The 19,819-nt window shown below is 64.5% G+C and carries 18 protein-coding genes; 3 read left to right on the plus strand and 15 right to left on the minus strand.

Features of this window, described 5'->3' with window-relative positions:
* Positions 1-129 precede the first annotated feature (129 nt).
* The 10 genes from nusB to ACE10W_RS22515 form a co-directional block, all read right to left on the minus strand.
* The gene (gene nusB, locus ACE10W_RS22470; protein ID WP_011087789.1) at positions 130-627 is read right to left on the minus strand and encodes a transcription antitermination factor NusB; all 498 of its coding nucleotides are present in this window, start codon (positions 625-627) and stop codon (positions 130-132) included.
* A 3-nt stretch (positions 628-630) separates the two neighbouring features.
* Positions 631-1,122, minus strand: a complete 492-nt coding sequence (ribH, locus tag ACE10W_RS22475) for a 6,7-dimethyl-8-ribityllumazine synthase (RefSeq protein ID WP_011087790.1) — start codon at positions 1,120-1,122, stop codon at positions 631-633.
* A gap of 152 nt (positions 1,123-1,274) precedes the next feature.
* Positions 1,275-1,883 carry a riboflavin synthase gene (locus ACE10W_RS22480; protein ID WP_028171634.1) on the minus strand — a complete coding sequence of 203 codons (609 nt, stop codon included), beginning with the start codon at positions 1,881-1,883 and terminating at the stop codon, positions 1,275-1,277.
* A gap of 1 nt (position 1,884) precedes the next feature.
* Positions 1,885-3,033, minus strand: coding sequence for a bifunctional diaminohydroxyphosphoribosylaminopyrimidine deaminase/5-amino-6-(5-phosphoribosylamino)uracil reductase RibD (ribD, locus tag ACE10W_RS22485; RefSeq protein ID WP_375761978.1), 1,149 nt, complete (start codon positions 3,031-3,033; stop codon positions 1,885-1,887).
* Positions 3,030-3,512, minus strand: coding sequence for a transcriptional regulator NrdR (nrdR, locus tag ACE10W_RS22490; protein WP_011087793.1), 483 nt, complete (start codon positions 3,510-3,512; stop codon positions 3,030-3,032). Before nrdR ends, ribD begins: the two co-directional genes overlap by 4 nt.
* A gap of 15 nt (positions 3,513-3,527) precedes the next feature.
* The gene (glyA, locus tag ACE10W_RS22495; RefSeq protein WP_110116252.1) at positions 3,528-4,826 is read right to left on the minus strand and encodes a serine hydroxymethyltransferase; all 1,299 of its coding nucleotides are present in this window, start codon (positions 4,824-4,826) and stop codon (positions 3,528-3,530) included.
* A gap of 266 nt (positions 4,827-5,092) precedes the next feature.
* Positions 5,093-5,314, minus strand: a complete 222-nt coding sequence (locus ACE10W_RS22500) for a hypothetical protein (protein WP_011087795.1) — start codon at positions 5,312-5,314, stop codon at positions 5,093-5,095.
* Positions 5,315-5,351: 37 nt separating this feature from the next.
* On the minus strand, positions 5,352-5,588 hold the full coding sequence (locus tag ACE10W_RS22505) for a hypothetical protein (protein ID WP_028171631.1): 237 nt from the start codon (positions 5,586-5,588) through the stop codon (positions 5,352-5,354).
* 194 nt (positions 5,589-5,782) lie between these two features.
* On the minus strand, positions 5,783-6,301 hold the full coding sequence (ldtR, locus tag ACE10W_RS22510; RefSeq protein WP_011087797.1) for a transcriptional regulator LdtR: 519 nt from the start codon (positions 6,299-6,301) through the stop codon (positions 5,783-5,785).
* 479 nt (positions 6,302-6,780) lie between these two features.
* Entirely contained in the window at positions 6,781-7,284 is a 504-nt protein-coding gene (locus tag ACE10W_RS22515; protein WP_060912471.1) for a DUF6163 family protein, read from the minus strand.
* A 123-nt stretch (positions 7,285-7,407) separates the two neighbouring features.
* On the opposite strand from ACE10W_RS22515, the gene hemB reads away from it, so the two are divergent.
* The 3 genes from hemB to ACE10W_RS22530 all read left to right on the plus strand — a co-directional run bounded on the left by hemB (position 7,408) and on the right by ACE10W_RS22530 (position 10,216).
* Positions 7,408-8,469 (plus strand): porphobilinogen synthase, encoded by a 1,062-nt coding sequence (gene hemB, locus ACE10W_RS22520; protein ID WP_375761979.1) that lies wholly within the window; start codon positions 7,408-7,410, stop codon positions 8,467-8,469.
* Positions 8,470-8,762: 293 nt separating this feature from the next.
* Entirely contained in the window at positions 8,763-9,320 is a 558-nt protein-coding gene (locus ACE10W_RS22525; protein WP_028171628.1) for an RDD family protein, read from the plus strand.
* Between the two features lie 119 nt (positions 9,321-9,439).
* Entirely contained in the window at positions 9,440-10,216 is a 777-nt protein-coding gene (locus tag ACE10W_RS22530; protein WP_011087800.1) for an arginyltransferase, read from the plus strand.
* Between the two features lie 20 nt (positions 10,217-10,236).
* On the opposite strand, the gene ACE10W_RS22535 is transcribed toward ACE10W_RS22530, so the two are convergent.
* From ACE10W_RS22535 to ACE10W_RS22555, 5 genes are all read right to left on the minus strand, one after another.
* Positions 10,237-11,676 carry a Dyp-type peroxidase gene (locus ACE10W_RS22535; protein WP_375761980.1) on the minus strand — a complete coding sequence of 480 codons (1,440 nt, stop codon included), beginning with the start codon at positions 11,674-11,676 and terminating at the stop codon, positions 10,237-10,239.
* Positions 11,673-13,484 carry a hypothetical protein gene (locus ACE10W_RS22540; protein WP_375761981.1) on the minus strand — a complete coding sequence of 604 codons (1,812 nt, stop codon included), beginning with the start codon at positions 13,482-13,484 and terminating at the stop codon, positions 11,673-11,675. The genes ACE10W_RS22535 and ACE10W_RS22540 overlap by 4 nt, the downstream gene beginning before the upstream one ends.
* 19 nt (positions 13,485-13,503) lie before the next feature.
* Positions 13,504-14,790: a hypothetical protein gene (locus tag ACE10W_RS22545; RefSeq protein ID WP_375761982.1), complete on the minus strand. Its 1,287-nt coding sequence runs from the start codon at positions 14,788-14,790 to the stop codon at positions 13,504-13,506.
* A complete protein-coding gene (locus ACE10W_RS22550; RefSeq protein ID WP_375761983.1) occupies positions 14,787-17,810 on the minus strand; it encodes an adenylate/guanylate cyclase domain-containing protein in 3,024 nt (1,007 codons plus the stop codon). The genes ACE10W_RS22545 and ACE10W_RS22550 overlap by 4 nt, the downstream gene beginning before the upstream one ends.
* A 628-nt stretch (positions 17,811-18,438) precedes the next feature.
* Positions 18,439-19,791 (minus strand): Nramp family divalent metal transporter, encoded by a 1,353-nt coding sequence (locus ACE10W_RS22555; protein WP_011087805.1) that lies wholly within the window; start codon positions 19,789-19,791, stop codon positions 18,439-18,441.
* Positions 19,792-19,819: the final 28 nt, after the last annotated feature.

A 19,819-nucleotide genomic window follows, 5' to 3' on the forward strand; every position in this document is an offset into this window, starting at 1 on the left:
GATCCAGTATTCCAGAGACGGTCACGCAAAATCGACAGGCCGCGGCGTACTGGATCACCCGCCTTCGCGGGTGATGACAGCGGCATATGGGGCAGCAGTCTCGCATCAATTCACCGCCCTCGCGGGAAACTACCCTCGCCCGAACTCGTCACCGCGAAACTGACGGCCGATCTGGTCGAGCACCGCATTCACCATGCCGGTCTCCTCGCGATCGACGAAGGCATTGGCAACGTCGACATATTCGGAGACCACGACGCGGCCCGGCACGTCCTTGCGATGCTGGAGCTCATAGGCCCCGGCCCGCAGCACCGCGCGCAGGATCGCCTCGATCCGCTTCAATGGCCAGCCCTTCGACAGCGCCTCGTCGATCAAGGGGTCGAGCTTCTTCTGGTCGCGCACGACGCCGGAGACGACGTCACGGAAGAACGCGGCTTCGGCCGGCAGGTAGGTGTCGCCCTCGACCTCGTTGCCGAGCCAGTGGCTCTCGAACTCGGCGAAGATGTCGTTGATGCCGGCGCCGGCGATATCCATCTGGTACAGCGCCTGGACGGCCGCGAGCCGCGCCGCACCGCGCCGGTTCGCCTTCTTCTCCGTAAGCCCCGCCGGCTTCTTGTTGTTGTCGGCCATGGCTCAGGCCCGCGCCAGGCGGCGCTTGATGCGCAGCATCGCAAGCGCAGCGCGCGCGGCATCGCCGCCCTTGTTGAGCTCGCTGGCGCGCGCCCGCGCCCAGGCCTGCGCCTCGGTGTTGACGGTGAGAATGCCGTTGCCGAGCGGGAGCTTTCGTGAAACCGCAAGGTCCATCAGCGCTCGGGAGGATTCCTGCGAGACGATCTCGAAATGGATGGTGTCGCCGCGGATCACGCAGCCGAGCGCGATCACCGCATCATAGGGCTTGCCGTTGGCCGCCGCGGCATCGACCGCAATGGCCACCGCCGCCGGGATCTCCAGCGCGCCGGGAACCGTGATGACGTCATGCGTCAGGCCGGCGGCCTTCAGCTCGGCCACTGCGCCGTCCAGTAGCGCATCCTGGAGATCGTCATAGAACCGCGCCTCGACAATCAGCGCACGCGCGCCGGAAATGTCGGTCTGGTCCTTCAAGGGTGCGCGCCGCGCGTCTGCCATCGTTCAATCCGTTTCACAGGGGTCGGCGCTATGTAGTCGCCGAACGCATGTAAGCCAAGTTTTAAACTGTCATTCCGGGGCGCGAAGCGAACCCGGAATCTCGAGATTCCGGGTTCGGTCCTACGGACCGCCCCGGAATGACGGCTTTGCCGTCACTTCATTTCCGTCAGCCGCGCCGCGTAGCGGGCCATCAGGTCGACCTCGATATTGACCTCGGCCCCCGCCTTCCAGCCGCCGATCGTCGTGACGGTCAGCGTGTGCGGGATAATCAGCACCGAAAAGGTCACGTCCGCAACCGTATTGACCGTCAGCGAGACGCCGTCGAGCGTAATCGATCCCTTGGTGGCGATGAACCGCGCCAGCTCGCGCGTCGTGGAGAGCACGAACCGCGCCATGTCGGGCAGGTCCTCGCGGCTGACGATGGTCGCGATCCCGTCGGCGTGACCGGCGACGATATGGCCGCCGAGCTCATCGCCGATCTTGAGCGCGCGTTCGAGATTGAGCCTGGTGCCCACCCTCCAGTGCTTTGCCGTCGTGAGCGCCAGCGTCTCGGCGGCCGCATCGACGTCGAACCAGGTCTTGCCGCCCGCGACACCTGAAGCGACAACCGTCAGGCAGACGCCGTTGCAGGCGATCGAGGCGCCATCGGCAATGGTGGTCTGATCGTAGCTGCAGGCGATGCGCAGCCGGTGCAACTGGCCCTGCGCCGTTGGCGTGAAGCTGACGATCTCGCCGAGATCGGTGACAATGCCGGTGAACATGTTAGGCGCGCTCGTAGATGGTGAGAGTATCCTTGTCGAATGTCTCGCTAGCATGAACCTTGTAGGCCTGCGACTGCGTGATTTTCGACAGGGGCAATGCATCGAGCGCATCGACGCCGCTGCTGCCGACCTCTTCCGCGCCGCGGAACAGCCAGATCTCGTCGACGAGATCGGCCGCCACGAACGAAGCCGCAACGCGGCTGCCGCCCTCGACCATCAGCCGCGAAATGCCCTTCTCGGCCAGCGCATGCAACACTGCTGGCAGATCGAGCCCGGAGGCGTTTCCCGGCGGTACGCGGATGATCTGCGCGCCGGCTGCTCCAAGCCGCGTGGCGGCCGCAGCCTCGGCAAGTTCAGAGCCCACCACCCACAGCGGCGTCTCGCGCGCGGAGCGCACGAGCTGGCTCGCCGCGGACATGCGCAGGCTCTGGTCGAGCACAACGCGCACCGGCGAACGCGCCGCCATGCCGGGCAGGCGGCAGGTGAGAAGCGGATCATCCGCCAGCACCGTGCCAATGCCGACCAGGATGGCATCGCTCTGCGCGCGGAGCAGATGCACGCGATTGCGCACAGCTTCGCCCGTGATCGCGACCGGCTTGCCGCCGGCGGCACCGATCTTGCCGTCGGGCGAGACCGCGAGCTTCAGGATCACATGCGGGCGCTTGTCGCGGATGCGGCGGAAATGCCCGGCGTGGTCGAACGCCGCCTCCGCCGCGCAGAGACCCACGTCCACCGTGATGCCGGCCGCACGCAGACGGGCGTGGCCTTGCCCCGCCACTTCCGGATTGGGATCCTCGATCGCCGCCACCACGCGCTTGATGCCGGCCGCAATCACCGCATCGGCACAAGGCGGCGATTTGCCGAAATGCGAGCACGGCTCCAGCGTGACGTAGAGCGTGGCCCCGCGCGCCGCCTCACCGGCACGCCGCAAGGCCTCGGGCTCGCCATGCGGACGTCCGCCGGGCTGCGTCCAGCCGCGGCCGACGATGACGCCGTCTTTCACGATGACGGCGCCGACGGCCGGATTGGGCCAGGTCCGTCCCTGCCCGCGCCGGCCGAGCGCCAGCGCAAGCTGCATGAAGCGGCGATCGGCGTCCTTGGATTCGCGGATCTTCTGCGCGAACTGATCCTCCAGGATGCGGAAGATCATTTGCGGATCGCGGCGAGCCGCGCTTCCTCCTCACCGGAGAGCTCGCCGAGCACGTCGGCGAAATCCTTGGCCTCACGGAAATTGCGGTAGACCGAGGCGAAGCGCACATAGGCGACGTCGTCGAGCGTGCGCAGATGCTCCATCACGGTCTCGCCGATCACCTCGGAGGAGATCTCGGCTTCGCCCCCGGTCTCGAGCTCGCGCACGATGGTGGAGACCATCTTCTCCACCCGCTCCGGCTCGACCTGCCGCTTGCGAAGCGAGATCTGCACCGAGCGCATCAGCTTGTCGCGGTCGAACGGCACACGGCGGCCGTTGCGCTTGATCACCGTGAGCTCGCGCAGCTGCACGCGCTCGAAGGTGGTGAAGCGGAAATTGCAGGCGACGCACACGCGCCGCCTGCGGATCACGGACGAGTCCTCGGTCGGACGCGAGTCCTTTACCTGCGTATCGAGACTGTTGCAGTTCGGGCAGCGCATCCGCTTGGCCTAGCCTTACTGATAGATCGGGAACCGGTCGGTGAGCGCCTTGACCCGTTCCTTGATCGCGGCTTCCACCAGCGGCGCCTTGCCGTCGTCGGACTGCGCGATCGCGTTGAGAACCTCGGCGATCATGCCGCCGACCTGCTGGAATTCAGCGACGCCGAAACCGCGGGTCGTCGCCGCCGGGGTGCCGAGACGCAGACCCGAGGTCACGAAGGGCTTTTCGGGGTCGAAGGGAATGCCGTTCTTGTTGCAGGTGATGGCTGCGCGGACCAGCGCCTTCTCCGAGACGTTGCCCTTCAGGCCCTTCGGCCTGAGGTCGACCAGCATCAGATGGTTGTCGGTACCGCCGGACACAATATCGAACCCGTGGCTCTTCATCGCCTCGGCCAGCGCTTTGGCGTTCTCGACGACGTTCTTCGCATAGACCTTGAAGTCCGGACGCAGCGCCTCGCCGAAGGCGACCGCCTTCGCCGCGATCACATGCATCAGGGGGCCGCCCTGCAGGCCCGGGAAGATCGCCGAGTTGAGCTTCTTGGCGAGTGTCTCGTCGTTAGAGAGGATCAGGCCGCCGCGCGGACCGCGCAGCGACTTGTGCGTCGTCGTGGTGGTGACGTGCGCATACGGCACCGGCGAGGCATGCACGCCGCCGGCGACGAGGCCGGCGAAGTGCGCCATGTCGACCAGCAGATACGCGCCGACGCTGTCCGCGATCTCGCGGAAGCGCTTGAAGTCCCAGGCGCGCGAATAGGCCGAGCCGCCGGCCACGATCAGCTTCGGCTTGACCTCCTCGGCCTGCTTCTGGACCGCGTCCATGTCGATGATCTGGTCCTCGCGGCGCACGGTATAGTGCGCGGCCTTGAACCACTTGCCGCTCATGTTGACGGGCGAGCCATGGGTGAGATGGCCGCCGGCCGCGAGGTCGAGGCCCATGAAGGTGTCGCCGGGCTGGAGCAGCGCCAGGAACACCGCCTGGTTCATCTGGCTGCCGGAGTTCGGCTGGACGTTGGCGAAGCCAGCGCCAAACAGCTTCTTGGCGCGGTCGATCGCGAGGTTCTCGGCGACGTCGACCCACTCACAACCGCCATAGTAACGCGCGCCCGGATAACCTTCCGCATATTTGTTGGTCATCACCGAACCCTGCGCTTCCAGCACGGCACGGCTGACGATGTTCTCGGAGGCGATCAGCTCGACCTCATGGCGCTGCCGGCCGAGCTCGCCCTTGATGGCGGCTGCGATTTCCGGGTCGGCCTGGTCGAGCGAGGCGGTGAAAAACGAATCGGGCGCGGAGGCGGTTTTGGCTGAGGTCATCTTGCGAATATCTCCACCGCCGCAGCCTTTTGGCGGGCTACGGGCGGGTCTGGTGTGGCGATCGGAAGCGGCGAGCGCGATCTACCACATCGCCCGCCCCCGGCCAAGTAGTTGCGGGTCGGGCCTGATATTTATGCAAGATATGGTGGGGATTGAAGGATCCGGACGCTGGAGCGGTTCGCTGGAACCGCCCCGTTCCGATGATGCCTGAAGGGGCCGTTTTGGACCTTAAGGTCCTGCCGGCAGATGAGAGCCGCCCCTCCCCCCTAGAGCCCAGTATACCCGGCCTTTACGGGGTCCACGCTGCCGTCGAGCTGGCGCAGATAGGTCAGGCCGCAGACCGTCAACCTGTGCGGGTCCTTCTCACCCGCTTCAATCAGCGTGTTGAGGTAATTCGTCACCTTGGCGCGTGCCTCCTCGCTGGCCGCCGCCGTGCGATTGGCGAGCAGGTCATAAGTCTGCATGATGCGGTCGATGGCAGCGTCCATGGCACCCTCTGGTTCTCTGGAATGTCGGGAGTTTTGATCAGGCAACCGCGCGGGCCTCGGACTGCGTCTCGAACCGGGCGATCGCCTTGTTGGCGAGCCTGATCTTGTTGAATTCGCCGTGCTGGAGCAGCTTGATGATGATCTCGAGCAGGTGTTCGTTGGTGACGAGCGTGTCGGGAATCGCACCGGAGCGGCGGAGGTAATTCGCGGCGATGGCATAGGCATCACTCACGAGTTGGACGTTCATGACCTGCAGCCCGCGCCCGACCAGCATCGCATCCTCCGAATCCAGAGAACTAACGGCGATACCGGGCTCCGGTTCCACCCGATCGGCGAATTTTCTCGCAGCTGCAAAATGACAAAACGCACCGGTCCGGGAGAAACCGGGCCGGTGCGCTTGGGGAAGTCAGGCACGTTCGGGAGGCTTGCCGGTCTTGTTGCGGGCCGGCTTGGCCATCCCTTGGAAACTCAGAGCCGATACAGGATCTGGTCGGTCCAGAACCGCTCGAGACGGTGCAGCGACTTGTTGAGGGTCGAGAATTCCTCGCCCGAGATGCCGCCGACCTGCTCGACCGTCTTGACGTGCTTCTGGTAGAGCGAGTCGACGATGCGGCGGACTTCCTGGCCCTGCGGCGTCAGGCGGATGCGCACCGAGCGGCGATCGACGCGCGAGCGCTGGTGATCGAGGAAGCCGAGCTCGACGAGCTTCTTCAGATTGTAGGAGACGTTGGAGCCGAGATAGTAGCCGCGCGTGCGCAGCTCGCCCGCGGTCAGCTCCTTGTCGCCGATGTTGTAGAGCAGGAGCGCCTGCACCGAGTTGATGTCGGCGCGACCGCGGCGATCGAACTCGTCCTTGATGACGTCGAGGAGCCGGCGATGCAGCCGCTCCACCAGAGTCAAAGCTTCCAGATAGAGCGACTGCACCGAACCCTGCTGGCCGGAGACGCGCTCTGCGGTATCTGCCGCAGTTGCGACGGCTTTCATCATGACACTTCCCCTGTTGTCGTTTTTATCGACACTTATTCGACGAAACTTGTGTCCCGTCTGATAGGTGCAACTTAAGGGGCTCGTTTGAAGATCGGCTTAAATAAGAGAATAAAGAGATCATGAATTTAAGACAGTGAATTGCGGATTAAGCCTGTGCCACAAGGGCTTTTCGCAACCCTCTGTTGACCCTCGCAAGGTCCTGTTCACCCTCCGTCCGCCCCGGTTGTCGCATTCCAGAACAGCCCCGCCCCGTTTCGAAACGCGCGCGTAAGAGCTGTGGCGGACCAGGCTAGGTTAGCGAAAACTTACCTCGAATTTTAGGCAACCAGCGGTCAACCACGCGCCGAACTCTGCTCTCGTGTCCCGGAGCTGAACAGATCGTTGGATGGGTAGAGCGAAGCGAAACCCATCGATGCGGGCGCACGTCGGTGATGGGTTTCGCTGCGCTCTACCCATCCTACAAGAGTCCCGCGCGCGCCCTACGGCGGCCGTTCGCGCGCGGCCATCCAGGCGAGCGCCAGATAAGCGGCGAGCATGAAGACCTCGACGCCGACCACGACCAGGCTGCCGCCGTAGATTCCCGGGAACATCAGCTCGATCACCGCCATCGACACCACGGTCGTCAGCCACACCACCGCGCCCCAGGGTGTTGCGAGCCACAGCCCGACGGCGGCGACGAGCTCGATCACGGCGAAGTAGACGGTCGCGGCCTGCCAGGCCATCGACTGGTTCTCGAACGCCTCGTCCTCGCCGCCGACGAAGCCGGTCACCTGCGCCCAATGATAGAGGCCCTTGAGGATCGAGAGCACCGCCATCACCCGCAGGAACAGCACGAGCCGGCGCGTCCAGACATTGTCGTCGGACTCCGGGCGCTCCGACGAGATCGCCGCCACCGACATTGCATTGTCTCTGGCATTGTCTCTGGCGGCGTCCCTGGCGTTGGCGCTGTCGCGGGCCGCATCGCGGGTGGAGATCTCGGACATGGCTCCCTTCTGGCTGTTTCGCCCCGCAAAATCAATCGGCTGCCATCCCTTGCGGCAGGTCAAGCCGCGGTGACGGGAACCATGCGAGCTGGTATAAGAATAATTCCAGCCGGAGGAAGAGTGATGGCGATCAAATACGGGCGTCCGATCGAATTGCGCGAGGTTTCGCGCCGGGATGGCGCAGCCGCTTCCCCTGCCCTCGATCTGGCCATCCGTCCGCGCCGCAACCGCAAGGCCGAGTGGGCCCGGCGGATGGTGCGCGAGAACGTGCTCACCACCGACGATCTGATCTGGCCGCTGTTCCTGATCGACGGCAACAACAAGCGCGAGCAGATCGCCTCGATGCCGGGCGTCGAGCGCCTCAGCGTCGACCAGGCCGTGCGCGAGGCCGAGCGCGCGATGAAGCTTACGATCCCCTGCATCGCGCTGTTTCCCTACACCGACCCGTCCCTGCGCGACGAGGAAGGCTCGGAGGCCTGCAACCCGAACAATCTGGTCTGCCAGGCGGTACGCGCGATCAAGCGGGAGTTTCCGGAGATCGGCGTCCTCTGCGACGTCGCGCTCGACCCCTTCACCAGCCACGGCCATGACGGCCTGATCGCGGACGGCGCGATCCTGAACGACGAGACGGTCGCCGTGCTGGTGCGCCAGGCCCTGGTGCAGGCCGAAGCCGGCTGCGACATCATCGCGCCGTCCGACATGATGGACGGCCGCGTCGCCGCGATCCGCGAGGGACTGGACCAGGCAGGGCTCATCGACGTGCAGATCATGGCCTATGCGGCCAAATACGCCTCCGCCTTCTACGGCCCGTTCCGGGACGCCATCGGCTCGGCCAAGACGCTGACCGGCGACAAGCGCACCTACCAGATGGACAGCGCCAACACCGACGAGGCGCTGCGCGAGGTCGAGCTCGACATCTCCGAGGGCGCCGACATGGTGATGGTGAAGCCGGGCATGCCCTATCTCGACGTGGTCCGCCGCGTGAAGGACACCTTTGCGATGCCGACCTTCGCCTACCAGGTGTCCGGTGAATACGCGATGATCGCGGCGGCCGCGGGCAACGGCTGGCTCGACGGCGACCGCGCGATGATGGAGAGCCTGCTCGCCTTCAAGCGCGCCGGCGCGGATGGCGTGCTGAGCTACTTTGCCCCGAAGGCGGCGGAGAAGCTGCGGACGCAGGGGTAAGGTCATTGTCGTCCTGGCGATGGCCGGGACCCATACCGCGTGATCCATCGATGGCGGGCGGTATTCGTACCAGCGAAGGAATCAAACTTCTGGTCTTCGCCAAACTCTTCCTGGGGTAATGGGTCCTGGCTTTCGCCAGGACGACGCTTGGGTTCGCGGTTGCAGCTCGTCCCTCCCGCCCCCTCGCCCCCGAATCGCCGGAATATTTCGGCTTGTTAATCCCGACGCCCTTGGCACGCGGACGGCCTGTTCCCATGTCCTGCCACGGAAGTTTCCCATCTGGAGGATGGACCATGTCGTATTCGGACTCGGGCAATTCAGGACCCCAGGCAGGCGCCTGGCGCAATGACGGCGGGGTGCAACCGCACGCTTACGATCCATATCTGCACCCGGAACTGTTCCGCGGCGTCGCGACGCGGCGGGTGTTCGCCTTCCTGATCGACATGGTCGTGATCGCGGTGCCGGTCATCCTCGGCTACCTCTTCATCGCCTTGTTCGGCGTGGTCACGCTCGGTATCGGCTGGGCGCTGTTCTGGCTGGCCTGGCCGGCGTCCGTGATCTGGGCCATCGTCTATTACGGCGCCTGCATCGGCGGTCCGTCGTCGGCGACGATCGGCATGCGGGTGATGGACCTGGAGTTGCGCACCTGGTACGGCGCTCCTGGCTATTTCGTGCTCGGCGCCACCCATGCCGTATTGTTCTGGGTGACGGTTTCGTTCCTGTCGCCCTTCGTGGTCCTGGTCGGCCTGTTCAACGGCCGGCGGCGCCTTTTGCATGACTTCGTGCTCGGAACGGTCGTGATCAACAACTCGGTCCGCGCACCCCTGCCCCAGGGCGCCAGAACCTACTGATCAAGAACCTATCAACCAGGACCGGCTAAGCTGACTGATCTGACCTGCCGAGCAGACCAATTGACCGGGGGCTTCCGTAGCGCGATGCTGACACCCGTTTTGGAGGCCCACGACGTCCCTTGACCCAGCACTCGCGCGACACCCCCCAATTTTACCTTACGGCGCCTTCTCCCTGCCCGTATCTGCCGGGCCGGCATGAGCGCAAGGTGTTCACGCACCTCGTGGGTGACCGCGCGGGCGACCTCAACGACCTCCTGACCCATGGCGGCTTCCGCCGCAGCCAGTCGATCGCCTATCGGCCCGCCTGCGACCAGTGCCGCGCCTGCGTGTCGGTCCGGGTCATCGCCAACGAGTTCCGCCCGTCCCGCAACTTCCGCAAGGTGATAGCGCGTAACGCCGACATCATCGGCGAGCAGCGCAGTGCGGTCCCGACCTCCGAGCAATATTCGGTATTCCGTGCCTATCTCGACGCTCGCCACCGCCACGGCGGCATGGCCGACATGACCGTGCTCGACTACGCCATGATGGTCGAGGACAGCCATGTCGAGACCCGCATCATCGAGTACCGCAAGCGCGGCCCCGACAGCGGTATCACCGGCCGCGGCGAGGAGCTGATCGCGGTTGCGCTCACCGACGTGCTCAGCGACGGCCTGTCGATGGTCTATTCCTTCTTCGAGCCGAGCCAGGTCAGCCGCTCGATGGGCACCTTCATGATCCTCGACCACATCGCCCGCGCCCGTCGGCAAGGGTTGCCCTATGTCTATCTCGGCTACTGGATCGAGGGCTCGAAGAAGATGGACTACAAGGCCCGCTTCCTGCCGCAGCAGCGCCTCGCTCCGTCGGGCTGGCTGCGCATCGACGCGCAAGGGGATGCGGCGTCAGAGCCGCAAGACTAAGCCCTCCGCCGTCTTCCCTCTCAGGAGGCCGCTTCAACCTGACGCGACGGGGCAGGCTTTGCACCGGCGCGACCTCCGGCGATGAACTGAAGCGCCGCGATCCCCGGCAAGAAGAAGTAACCGCCTCCGAGCGCCTGCGTGAATGAGGCCAGCGTCACTTCGCTGCCGCTCGGCAATCCCGGAATGGTGAACGTCTTCGGGACAGGCGACGAACCCACGACAGGATCGTCCTGGCCTTCAAGAGTCCCGAACCGGGGGTTTTGCACCCAGCGCTGGTGGATGAACTCGAACTGGCGCTCGAGATCGGCATTGCACGCGATAAAGAACAAGCCATCGCACGACGTGCCGCTTTCGGTCGTCTCACGATAGGGCCGTCCACGGCGGAGCAACCTGTGCAGCTTGGATGATTTGATGCTCGATGGCACATCGATGCCAAGGGAATCGCGCGGATTGGACCGGCGGACATGAGCTCCCTGGGGGCAAACGAAGCCGTTTGCGTCCTGGACTCGATAGCGGAAGGCGTCCGCCGCCGAATCCGACCCCAGAGGTCCCTGCCATCCGAGCGGCATGCCGTCCATCCGACGCCCCATCATTTTTTCGCAGATGTGCTGGCCATTAGCCGTCTTGAACTGCTCGAACGCATCGACATCCTGCGCGATCTGCCGCACGGCCAGGTAGCTTCCGTTCAGCGTGAAGCGGGCACTGGACTGCGGCCACTCCTTCACGTTGGGACAGTAGGTGAGTTCGTCATATTCGTTGCGATAGCCAAGAATGAATTCTCCGGGCTCGACGACGCGATCCTCATAGAGGTCGCCGGCATCGCGCTTGGCCTGCTTCAGCGCGGCACCCCCCTCTTCCCTGAGGCCGCGGATCACGGGTTGAGCGAGGCCGTCGCGGAACCCGAACGGCTCGCGCAGTTTGCCATCTTCCTCTTTCTTGAACGAGCAAGGATTGTTTTCAACGGTCCTGACGATGAACGCATCCGGATCGGGATCCTCCATTCGCGATTTCTTGTCGAGCACCCACCATTGCGCAACGAGGATGTGAACGGTTTGGCGGCCGTCGGGGTCTTCAACATCCGACCAACGCCATTGATCACGCCCAGCGTCCCTCAACAGCTCTTTGCGCAATGCGCTTCCCATGCCACTGCTGAAAGCAGTCGGAAACGGATGCGTTTCCGCCTCGGTACAGCCGAGCTTCTTGAGCCCTGAAAAACTGAAGGCGACCGCCACGGCCTCGCTGATCGACTCTTCCGGTTTCTTCCTGCCCGTCCCGACACGCTTGGCGCTGACGACCAAACCGCTGTCGACGAGTTTCGCGAGCCAGGCCCGGGCCTGATCCACGCGGCCGTCGCGGATCGTGAGCAACCAGAAACGGCTGCTCTTGAGCCAACCGAAGCCGCTCTTCAGCATGCCCTGGATGTCGTCACTATGATCGGAAAGAAGCGGTGCGTGCTTCATGTCTCGATGGCCCTCATGATCAGATCGTCGTTCTTCTCGTTGCGCTCGCCGAACAGGGCGTCGCGCAGTCCGGTCGCAAGATTGATCTGCTCGATCGTCCTGTTGCACGCGTCGAAATGGTAGATGTGCGGGAGCATGCTGTCGCGCGCGTAGGACTTGAATTTCAGCTCGCACTTCACACCACGGAAGATGACAAAGCGCGTCGGCGGGAAGCTGCGCGGCGCGGCAATGCCAGGCTGACCGTCCACCGCCGGCGCGCGTGGACTGAGCTCCGTCCAGCGCCAGGCCAGCGTGGTTCCGGTAGAAGCACCGTTGATGAAATCGTCGAGATAGCCGCCGAAATTGCCGTCATAGTTCGAGCAGAACAGAAAGCGGCGACCGTTGTCGATGATGTGCCAGTGACCGAAATGGATGCCCGGCGCATTTCCGAGCCACCCTTGCGTGAAAAACACCCGTCCGGCGAATGTCACGATACGCAGGGCCGTCCGGATGCACCACGCGCTCCACCCGTTCGGACGACGCACATCCGTAAGGCTGAACATGTGCTGGGTCTTGCGGACCAGCTCCGCCTCGCATCTCTCGACCGACGGGTGGATCTGCTGGGCGCGCGGAACGTCGTCTTCGAGCGGATGGAAGAACTGCTCGCTCAGCTTCGTGAAGCGGCGATTGAGCCAATAGAACAGCGCACCGATGCAAAGCACCACGGCGATCACCACGACGGCGATCCCGATGATCTCCAATCCGGTCAGTTTTGGTATCTTTGGTTCGACGATACGCGCCATATAGTCCGGAGCGAGCGCATAGGCCAGCGGCGCGAGAGTGTAGGCTATGGCGCACGCGGCGATGGCCAGCAGCAGCGGCACGCCGATGACCCAGCCACCGACATAGGTCGACAGCGATGAGAACGTATCGGTCGGTCGGTCGAGCTCTTGCTGAACGCTGTTCAACCACCGCCTCCATGACACGAATTGCGCAGGCAGCGGGACCAGGAACAGCCACACTAGAAATGCAATCACCGCGAACGCCAGCAAACCGTGTCCACTTATCGCCAGCAGACATTTGCTCGTCTTGCTGACGGCGTCCTCCACGGCCTGCACGATGGGACCCGGTTCGCCGAAGAACCAATTGTAGGCGCGCGGAAGTGCCGAGATGAGCCAGAGCGCGACAAACCACAGGACGATCGCCGCTACCGGATAGGCGAGCTTCGCGCCGATGCCGGCCCCCTTCCCGCGCCAGTAGGAACGCGGTGCAGGCGTGGCCGCCCACTCGAAGCGTGGGTCTGCGTATGCCCATCGCGCCAGCGCCAGCGCGAACGCGGTGCGATCATTGCCGTATTTGGATTTCAGCGTCCGCGCCTCGGCTCGCGTGCGCTCGAGCAGGTCCTGCTCCATCTTGATCTGCCGGACCGACCGGTCGCGGGCGCCGACGAAGGCGCCATCGGCGATGCTGTGCCACTGCATCAGCTTGTCCAGCAATTGCTGCTCGTGCTGCGCCGTGGGGACCGCAACGCCGGGAGCGACCATGGCGCCGAACAGCGACCACATCGCGCCGCCGGGATGGTGGATGAGGCGATACAGCAGGTCGTACGGGCGCAGGCCCTCCTCGACCGCAAGCTCGACCATCAGCGAGGGCCTTTGCTCCGCGGCATCGGCCACCGCCGGCAGGAGCCCGATCGAAGCGAAGTGAACCACCGCGACATCGCGCAAGAGGCTGTCCAGCGCATCCTGGAGTGATTGCGGGAGACCGCCTCCGCCGGGCCAGCCGGGCGCAACGATGCAGATCATCTGCTGCCGGACAATCTCGAGCATGGCTGTCTTCTCCGCGTGCTCAGGTGATACGCATGCGCATGCACAACATCAGCGGTCCGTCATAAGCAATGGCCTTGCCTTCACCGCGCGCCAGTTGCAGCCGGGGCAAGGTGAGCAAGCCGATCAGCGCGCTTGTCAGGATATCCACCGCGTAGTCCCGGGCGGGACATTGGCGGTAGCCATAGCCGAACATGAGATACCGCAAGGCATCTTCGCTGCCCCAATCGCGGTTCGGGCAGAAGCGACCGCTTTGGGGCACCGCGCTGGGATCGAACAGGGCAGCGATCGACAACAGCGAGACCTTGCCGCCGCCCGGACATCCAGCGTTGCTTCGCGCGCCCGTCTCCATTTCCGTATCCCGCGGCACGTCGCGCGCCAGCAGCGGAAAAATCGGCCGGAAGCGCATGAGCTCGAGCACATGGTTGCGCACGGCCTTGCGAAAATCGGGGTCGGTCCAGACGCGGGACTCGCCGAGAGCCCTGGCCCGCGATCGCAGCTGTTCATAGACCTTCTGGCGTCCCAGCAGCTCTTGCATGACAAGGGCTCCCGACTGGACGGTGACCGGATGCGAGATCCAGGCAAGGCCTACCGCGTTTCGTTCAATGTCCTCGGAGGAGCTTTTGACGCCCCACGCAGCGCCGATGGGGCCGGTGACGCGATCGATGCGCGCCTGTAGCGCATCCCCACACGATTCCGCCCGCCGCCGGAGGTCGAGTGTCGCCAGGTTGCCAGCCAGCAGCTGCCCCGCGACGTATCGGATCTCAAGCATGTACTGTCGTTGCAAGCCTTCATCGACATCGCCTTGCGCAGCGTTGGTCGCCGACCCCGCAACCACGGCGCCTGTCGCATCTCCAAACAGGGGTCTCATGGCGTGGAATACGACCCACATCAGGTAATCATCGATCAGATCGAATTCGGCCGCTCCGGGCTTGCTCAGGTCCTTGATCCGGCGCTGTGCCTCGGCATCGGAATCGGCTGGAACGTCCAGAGCCGCCAACCGCGCATGGACGAGATCCCGATCGGCCGAATAGGTCGGGCCGGGATCCATCCCGATGAGATAGTCTCCGGAGACCATGTTGGCCGCATGCGCCGTGTTGGAAAAGCTGCGCGTGCGCGTCAGCACGTCCTTGACGGCACTGGCGCGTGCCACCATGCCGAACAAGCCCCCCACCGAGGGCCAGCGCCGCAGCAGTGCGCCGAGCGCACGCAAGACGGTGATGTGGCGGTTGAGCCAGCAAAAGACACCATAGGAGAGACTGCGTGCTCCCGGCTGCAAGGCGTCGGGTTCATAAGTGGAGAGTTTCATGCTGCATGCCCATCCTTCCGCCAATCCGCGAGGGCCGCTGCGGCCCGCCTTTGATAGTGGGGCATGCCCAGGCGTTCCGCCGCCAGAGCGACTCGCTTGAAATGCGCTTCGGCCCCGGCCTGATCGCCGGCGTGCCGCAACGTTTCAGCGAGCTCGTACAGAGCTTCGGTCTGGTGCCCGTATTCTTCAGCGGCCTGCTCGACCGCCTTGCGTCCGACCGCGATCGCATCGTCCAGCCGTCGGAGCTTGCGATAGGCGACACCGAGGCTCACGCGCATGAACGTCCGGCCGTAGGGGCCGGCCGCCTCGTAGATGCGATCGGCGAACCCTCTCTCCAGCATGGGCACCGCTTCGGCAGCCTTGCCGTTGCGTGCAAGCGCGCTGCCGAGAACGCCCATGCAAACGGAAAGCATGGTCGGCACGTTGTGCGTCAGGCACTGCTGCAGGTCCATGCGCATCATGCGTTCCGCCCGGTCGAGCTCGTCGTTCTCGATCCACATCTGCGATTGGACGGTATCGATCAGCAGACGGGAGTATGGGTGGTCGATGTTCGACAAGATCTCGTAGGCCTTGGCGCAGAAGGCGCTACCGGCTTCGCTGTCCCCGAGGCGCCAGAGCGTGCTGGCGTGAAACGCATACAGGTTGATGATGGGAATGGCGGCCCATCCGGGCTGAACGTAGTGCGCCGACAGTTCCGGGCCGTATTCGGACAGCAGGACGTTGCCTTCGATGGCCGCTTCCGCGTATCGCCCGAGGGCATGCAGATGCATCAGGCGCGTCTGATGCGCCGCCATCGTCATGTGGCGACGCTGTGCAAGGCGGGCCGCTTCCAGGCCCTGCGAGGCGTAGCGCAAGCCTTGCTCGAAACGACCGCGCATCCACAGAAACACCGCTGTCTCGGTCGAAACCGCCGCCCGTGCGCGCTGATCGTTCAGTTGCACGGCAATGGCTTCAGCCCTTTCCATGTTGCTGAAGATGTCGTCGATCTGCCCAAGGGCCATCATTGCCCCGATGGCTTCCAGACGAAGCGCAAGCTCCAGGGCTTGCGCAGTCGGGGCGCCGTCGACACGCCGTGCAGCCTGGATCCCCTTCTCGAACAATTGGAGGGCCTCCTGATTGGCCGAATGCGAGATGGCTCGTGCCATCGACTTGATGGCGAACTTCGCCGCCTGCTCCCATTCCTCGCCTTTGAAGGAATGATGCGCCAACACCGGCGCGGCATCGGCATCCGCGGCTCCCGGCTGCGCGTGGAGCGCCAGGAAGGCCTGTCGATGCAGCGCCTTGAGCCTGCTGCGCGTAAGCACCCCGAGCACGACGTCGCGCACCAGCGCGTGGCGGAACGCGAACGCCGGCGGCTCGAGCGATAGGCTCGTCTGCTCCGGACACGACAGGAGGCCGGACGCGACGCAAAGAGCGAGCAATTCTTCGGCGCGCGCGATGTCCACCGCCTGCATCGTGGCGATCAGGTCGCGCGTGATGGGATCGCCAAGAACGGCCGCAGCCTCGAGCGCAGACTTGGCGGCTTCGGGCAGCCTGTCGGTCCGCGCGCCGATGACCGCGGCGATCGAGCCCGGCACGCGCAGCTCTCCGAGAGGCCTCTGGAGGCGGTACGCTCCCGGCGTTCCCTCGAGCGATCCGTCATCGATGAGGGTGATGACCAGTTGCTCAAGGAAGAAGGGATTACCGTCGGCGCGGGCGACCAGCTCGTTCATGACGCCGAGCACAGATGGATCGTCCCCCAGCAGGGCACGCGCGAGCCTGAGCATCTGGCCGTCGTGTAGCGGCTCGATCATGCGCTCTACGAACCACGGCGCCTGCCGCCACTGGTGCTCGAAATCGGGCCGATAGCTAACGCAGACCAGAACCGGCAGCTCCTGAAGCTTCGGAAGCAAGGCCTCGAACAACCTCCGGCTCTCGCGATCGGCCAGGAAAACGTCCTCGAGCACCAGCACGAACGGGCCAGACCGCGCGCGCCTGCGCACCAGCCACAGCAGAGCTTCGCCAATGCGGCGCCGTCGTTGTACCGGGTTCAGCGCCAGCCAGGCCTGATCGGGCGCCGCCAGCCCCAACAGGTCGCTGGCCGCCGCGAGATGTTCGGCGCCCTCGGCTGGCCATCCCTCGATCAAGGCCTGCCTGGCGGACTGCCGTACGTCCGTCACGTTCATTTGCACCAGCCCAACCAGGCTCGCGATCAGGTCCGCGGCGGCGCTGTAGGCGCGCGTGCTCGCATAGCCTCTCGCCTGCGAAACGCAGACGTCCATGCCCTCGCTTGCGAGGGCGGCCGTCCAGTCGGCAACCAAGCGGGACTTTCCGATCCCGGCATCGCCGCACAGCCCGATCGTTCGCATTCCACCCTTTCGGACGACCTCAAGGTCCCCTGCCAGGATCCGTAAGGAATCTTCGCGTCCGACCAGAGGCGCCCAGCGTTGCTTGCGCGTCAGCGGCGCCGCTGCCGAACTTTCGGTCTCGACCACGACCTCGTGGAGTTCGATCGGCTCGTCCAATCCCCGTATTTGCCGGGTCCCTACCGACCGCGTCTCGATCTGCTGGGCGACAAGCCGCTGCGTCGCGGCACTGACCAGAATGCCGCCGGGCGGTGCCATCTTTTCGAGCCGGGACGCAAGGTGAATCGTCTTGCCATCTGCTCCGTAGTGCGACCAATCGTATTGTCCGACAACCCCGACCAACACCTCTCCCGAATTGATGCCGATGCGCAGCGTCGGACTTGCAACGCCTTGCACATCATGGCCGGGAACGGTTGCTCTCTGCATCTTGAGGGCGGCAAGGCACGCACGTAAGGCGTGATCCTCCTGCGCCAGGGGCGCACCGAACAAGGCGACGAGCCCATCGCCGAGCAACTGGCTGACCGTGCCGCCATAGGTCTCGACCGCCTCGGCCAGTTGGTTCAGCGCCTTGCCGAGGTAGTTGCGGGCTTCTTCGGGGTCGGAATGCTGCAGCAATGCGGTCGAGTCGCAGACATCGGCGAAAAGCACGCTGACGTGCTTATTCTCGGTCAGCATCTTTGATCGTAGCGGCGGATGATCACGCAGCTGGACGACCTGTGCGCCCCGATCCTGGGTACCGGGCTCCACCACGCGACGCTTGAGATCCGCGCCGCATTGCGAGCAGAACCGATCTTCGCGGGCAACACGCGTTGAACACGTGGGACACCTGGTCACGGCAGCCCCCATTCATCAATGAATTTACCGAAACAACCGATGCTTCCTGGCCTGATCATCGTCCCCTCCCGGACGTGAACCCGCGCAGCGAAAAAACAAGCCGTCAATCAAAGCAATGAATCTAACCAACCATTCGCGTGCCGACCGGGCTCGCGCAGAACCGATAGATGTATCCGGAGAAAATGCGGTCGGCGCACTTTATCCGGCGCGGGCCGCCGATCATCCCGCGGGGAGTAAAATCAATCCTGAAACAAACAACATGACACTACGCCCTACAACACTCGTCCTAGTAGCAATTGGTGGGCAGTATACGCGCCCCGCATAAATTGAAAAGTGAGGCAGTTCACAAAATCGAGGTTCAGGCGTGTGCCCATCCGCCCTTTCGTGCTCTTGGGAAAATCAGGCCGCTAGCCCAAAATGCCACCGGGCGCGGCTGTTGTGGCCAGGCGGAGCAAGCGGCCGCCTCGGCTCACCCCAACAGCGTATCCGCCAGCAGCTTCAGATTCAAAACCACGATGACGCCCGCGACGATCCACGCGATCGCAGCGACGTACGGGGAAATCGCGAATTTGCCCATCTTGCGGCGATCGGAGACGAAGCGGACCAGCGGGATGACGGCGAAGGGCAGCTGCATCGACAGCACGACCTGACTGAACACCAAGAGATCGGCCGTGCCGCGCTCGCCGTAGATCGCCGTGACGATGATCACCGGAATGATCGCGATGCCGCGCGTGAGCAGGCGGCGCGCCCAGCTTGGCAGGCGCAGATCGAGAAAACCCTCCATCACGATCTGGCCTGCAAGCGTCGCGGTCACAGTGGAGTTAAGACCCGAGGCCAGCAGCGCGATGGCAAACAGCGTCGAGGCGATACCGAGGCCGAGCAGCGGTGACAAGAGCTCGAAAGCCTGGCCGATCTCGGCGACGTCGGAATGGCCGCTCTTGTGGAAGGTTGCCGCGGCGACCACGAGGATCGCGGCGTTGATGAACAGCGCCAGCATCAGGGCGATGGTCGAGTCCGTCGTCGCCCATTTGATCGCCTCGCGCCGGCCGGTCTCGTTGCGCTCATAGGCGCGCGTCTGCACGATCGAGGAGTGCAGATAGAGATTATGCGGCATCACGGTCGCGCCGATGATACCGATCGCGATGTAGAGCATCTCCGGATTGGTGAAGATCTCGCTCTTCGGCATGAAGCCATGCAGGACCTCCGCGACCGGCGGCGCCGCGGCCACGATCTGGACCGCGAAGCAAACCGCGATCACCGCGAGCAGCGCGATGACGAAGGCTTCCAGGAAACGGAAGCCGCGGTTCATCAATAGCAGCAGCAGGAAGGCATCGAGCGCGGCGATCAGCGCGCCGCCGATCAGGGGGATGCCGAACAGGAGCTTGAGCGCGATCGCCGTGCCGATGACCTCGGCGAGATCGCAGGCGATGATCGCCGCCTCGCAGGCGAGCCAGAGCAGGAAGTTCACCGCCGGCGAATAGGTCGCGCGGCAGGCCTGCGCGAGGTCGCGGTCGGTGACGATGCCGAGCCGCGCCGCCAGCGACTGGAGCAGGATCGCCATCAGGTTCGAGAGCAGGATGACCGAGAGCAGCGTGTAGCCGAACTTCGATCCGCCGGCGAGGTCGGTCGCCCAGTTGCCGGGATCCATGTAGCCGACCGAGACGAGATAGCCCGGACCGACGAAGGCGAGCAGCCGCCGCCACCACACCCCCGCCGTGGGGAGGGCGACGGAGGCATTCACCTCGGCCAGGCTTTTTGTGGTCGGCACGTCGGTGCGCCAGCCGGCGGCGTCGGTGGTTAAATCGGGCGATCGGGCATCCATGTGGTCAGAATACCGAAGTCGAAGCTTA

Source organism: Bradyrhizobium sp. B025, from assembly GCF_042257955.1.
Classification (GTDB): Bacteria; Pseudomonadota; Alphaproteobacteria; order Rhizobiales; family Xanthobacteraceae; genus Bradyrhizobium; species Bradyrhizobium diazoefficiens.

Excerpts from the sequence above, each read along its gene's own strand:
- nusB (WP_011087789.1), bottom strand. The coding sequence starts at position 627 with ATGGCCGACAACAACAAGAAGCCGGCGGGGCTTACGGAGAAGAAGGCG.
- ribH (WP_011087790.1), bottom strand. The coding sequence starts at position 1,122 with ATGGCAGACGCGCGGCGCGCACCCTTGAAGGACCAGACCGACATTTCC.
- ACE10W_RS22480 (WP_028171634.1), bottom strand. The coding sequence starts at position 1,883 with ATGTTCACCGGCATTGTCACCGATCTCGGCGAGATCGTCAGCTTCACG.
- ribD (WP_375761978.1), bottom strand. The coding sequence starts at position 3,033 with ATGATCTTCCGCATCCTGGAGGATCAGTTCGCGCAGAAGATCCGCGAA.
- nrdR (WP_011087793.1), bottom strand. The coding sequence starts at position 3,512 with ATGCGCTGCCCGAACTGCAACAGTCTCGATACGCAGGTAAAGGACTCG.
- glyA (WP_110116252.1), bottom strand. The coding sequence starts at position 4,826 with ATGACCTCAGCCAAAACCGCCTCCGCGCCCGATTCGTTTTTCACCGCC.
- ACE10W_RS22500 (WP_011087795.1), bottom strand. The coding sequence starts at position 5,314 with ATGGACGCTGCCATCGACCGCATCATGCAGACTTATGACCTGCTCGCC.
- ACE10W_RS22505 (WP_028171631.1), bottom strand. The coding sequence starts at position 5,588 with ATGCTGGTCGGGCGCGGGCTGCAGGTCATGAACGTCCAACTCGTGAGT.
- ldtR (WP_011087797.1), bottom strand. The coding sequence starts at position 6,301 with ATGATGAAAGCCGTCGCAACTGCGGCAGATACCGCAGAGCGCGTCTCC.
- ACE10W_RS22515 (WP_060912471.1), bottom strand. The coding sequence starts at position 7,284 with ATGTCCGAGATCTCCACCCGCGATGCGGCCCGCGACAGCGCCAACGCC.
- hemB (WP_375761979.1), top strand. The coding sequence starts at position 7,408 with ATGGCGATCAAATACGGGCGTCCGATCGAATTGCGCGAGGTTTCGCGC.
- ACE10W_RS22525 (WP_028171628.1), top strand. The coding sequence starts at position 8,763 with ATGTCGTATTCGGACTCGGGCAATTCAGGACCCCAGGCAGGCGCCTGG.
- ACE10W_RS22535 (WP_375761980.1), bottom strand. The coding sequence starts at position 11,676 with ATGAAGCACGCACCGCTTCTTTCCGATCATAGTGACGACATCCAGGGC.
- ACE10W_RS22540 (WP_375761981.1), bottom strand. The coding sequence starts at position 13,484 with ATGCTCGAGATTGTCCGGCAGCAGATGATCTGCATCGTTGCGCCCGGC.
- ACE10W_RS22545 (WP_375761982.1), bottom strand. The coding sequence starts at position 14,790 with ATGAAACTCTCCACTTATGAACCCGACGCCTTGCAGCCGGGAGCACGC.
- ACE10W_RS22550 (WP_375761983.1), bottom strand. The coding sequence starts at position 17,810 with ATGCTGACCGAGAATAAGCACGTCAGCGTGCTTTTCGCCGATGTCTGC.
- ACE10W_RS22555 (WP_011087805.1), bottom strand. The coding sequence starts at position 19,791 with ATGGATGCCCGATCGCCCGATTTAACCACCGACGCCGCCGGCTGGCGC.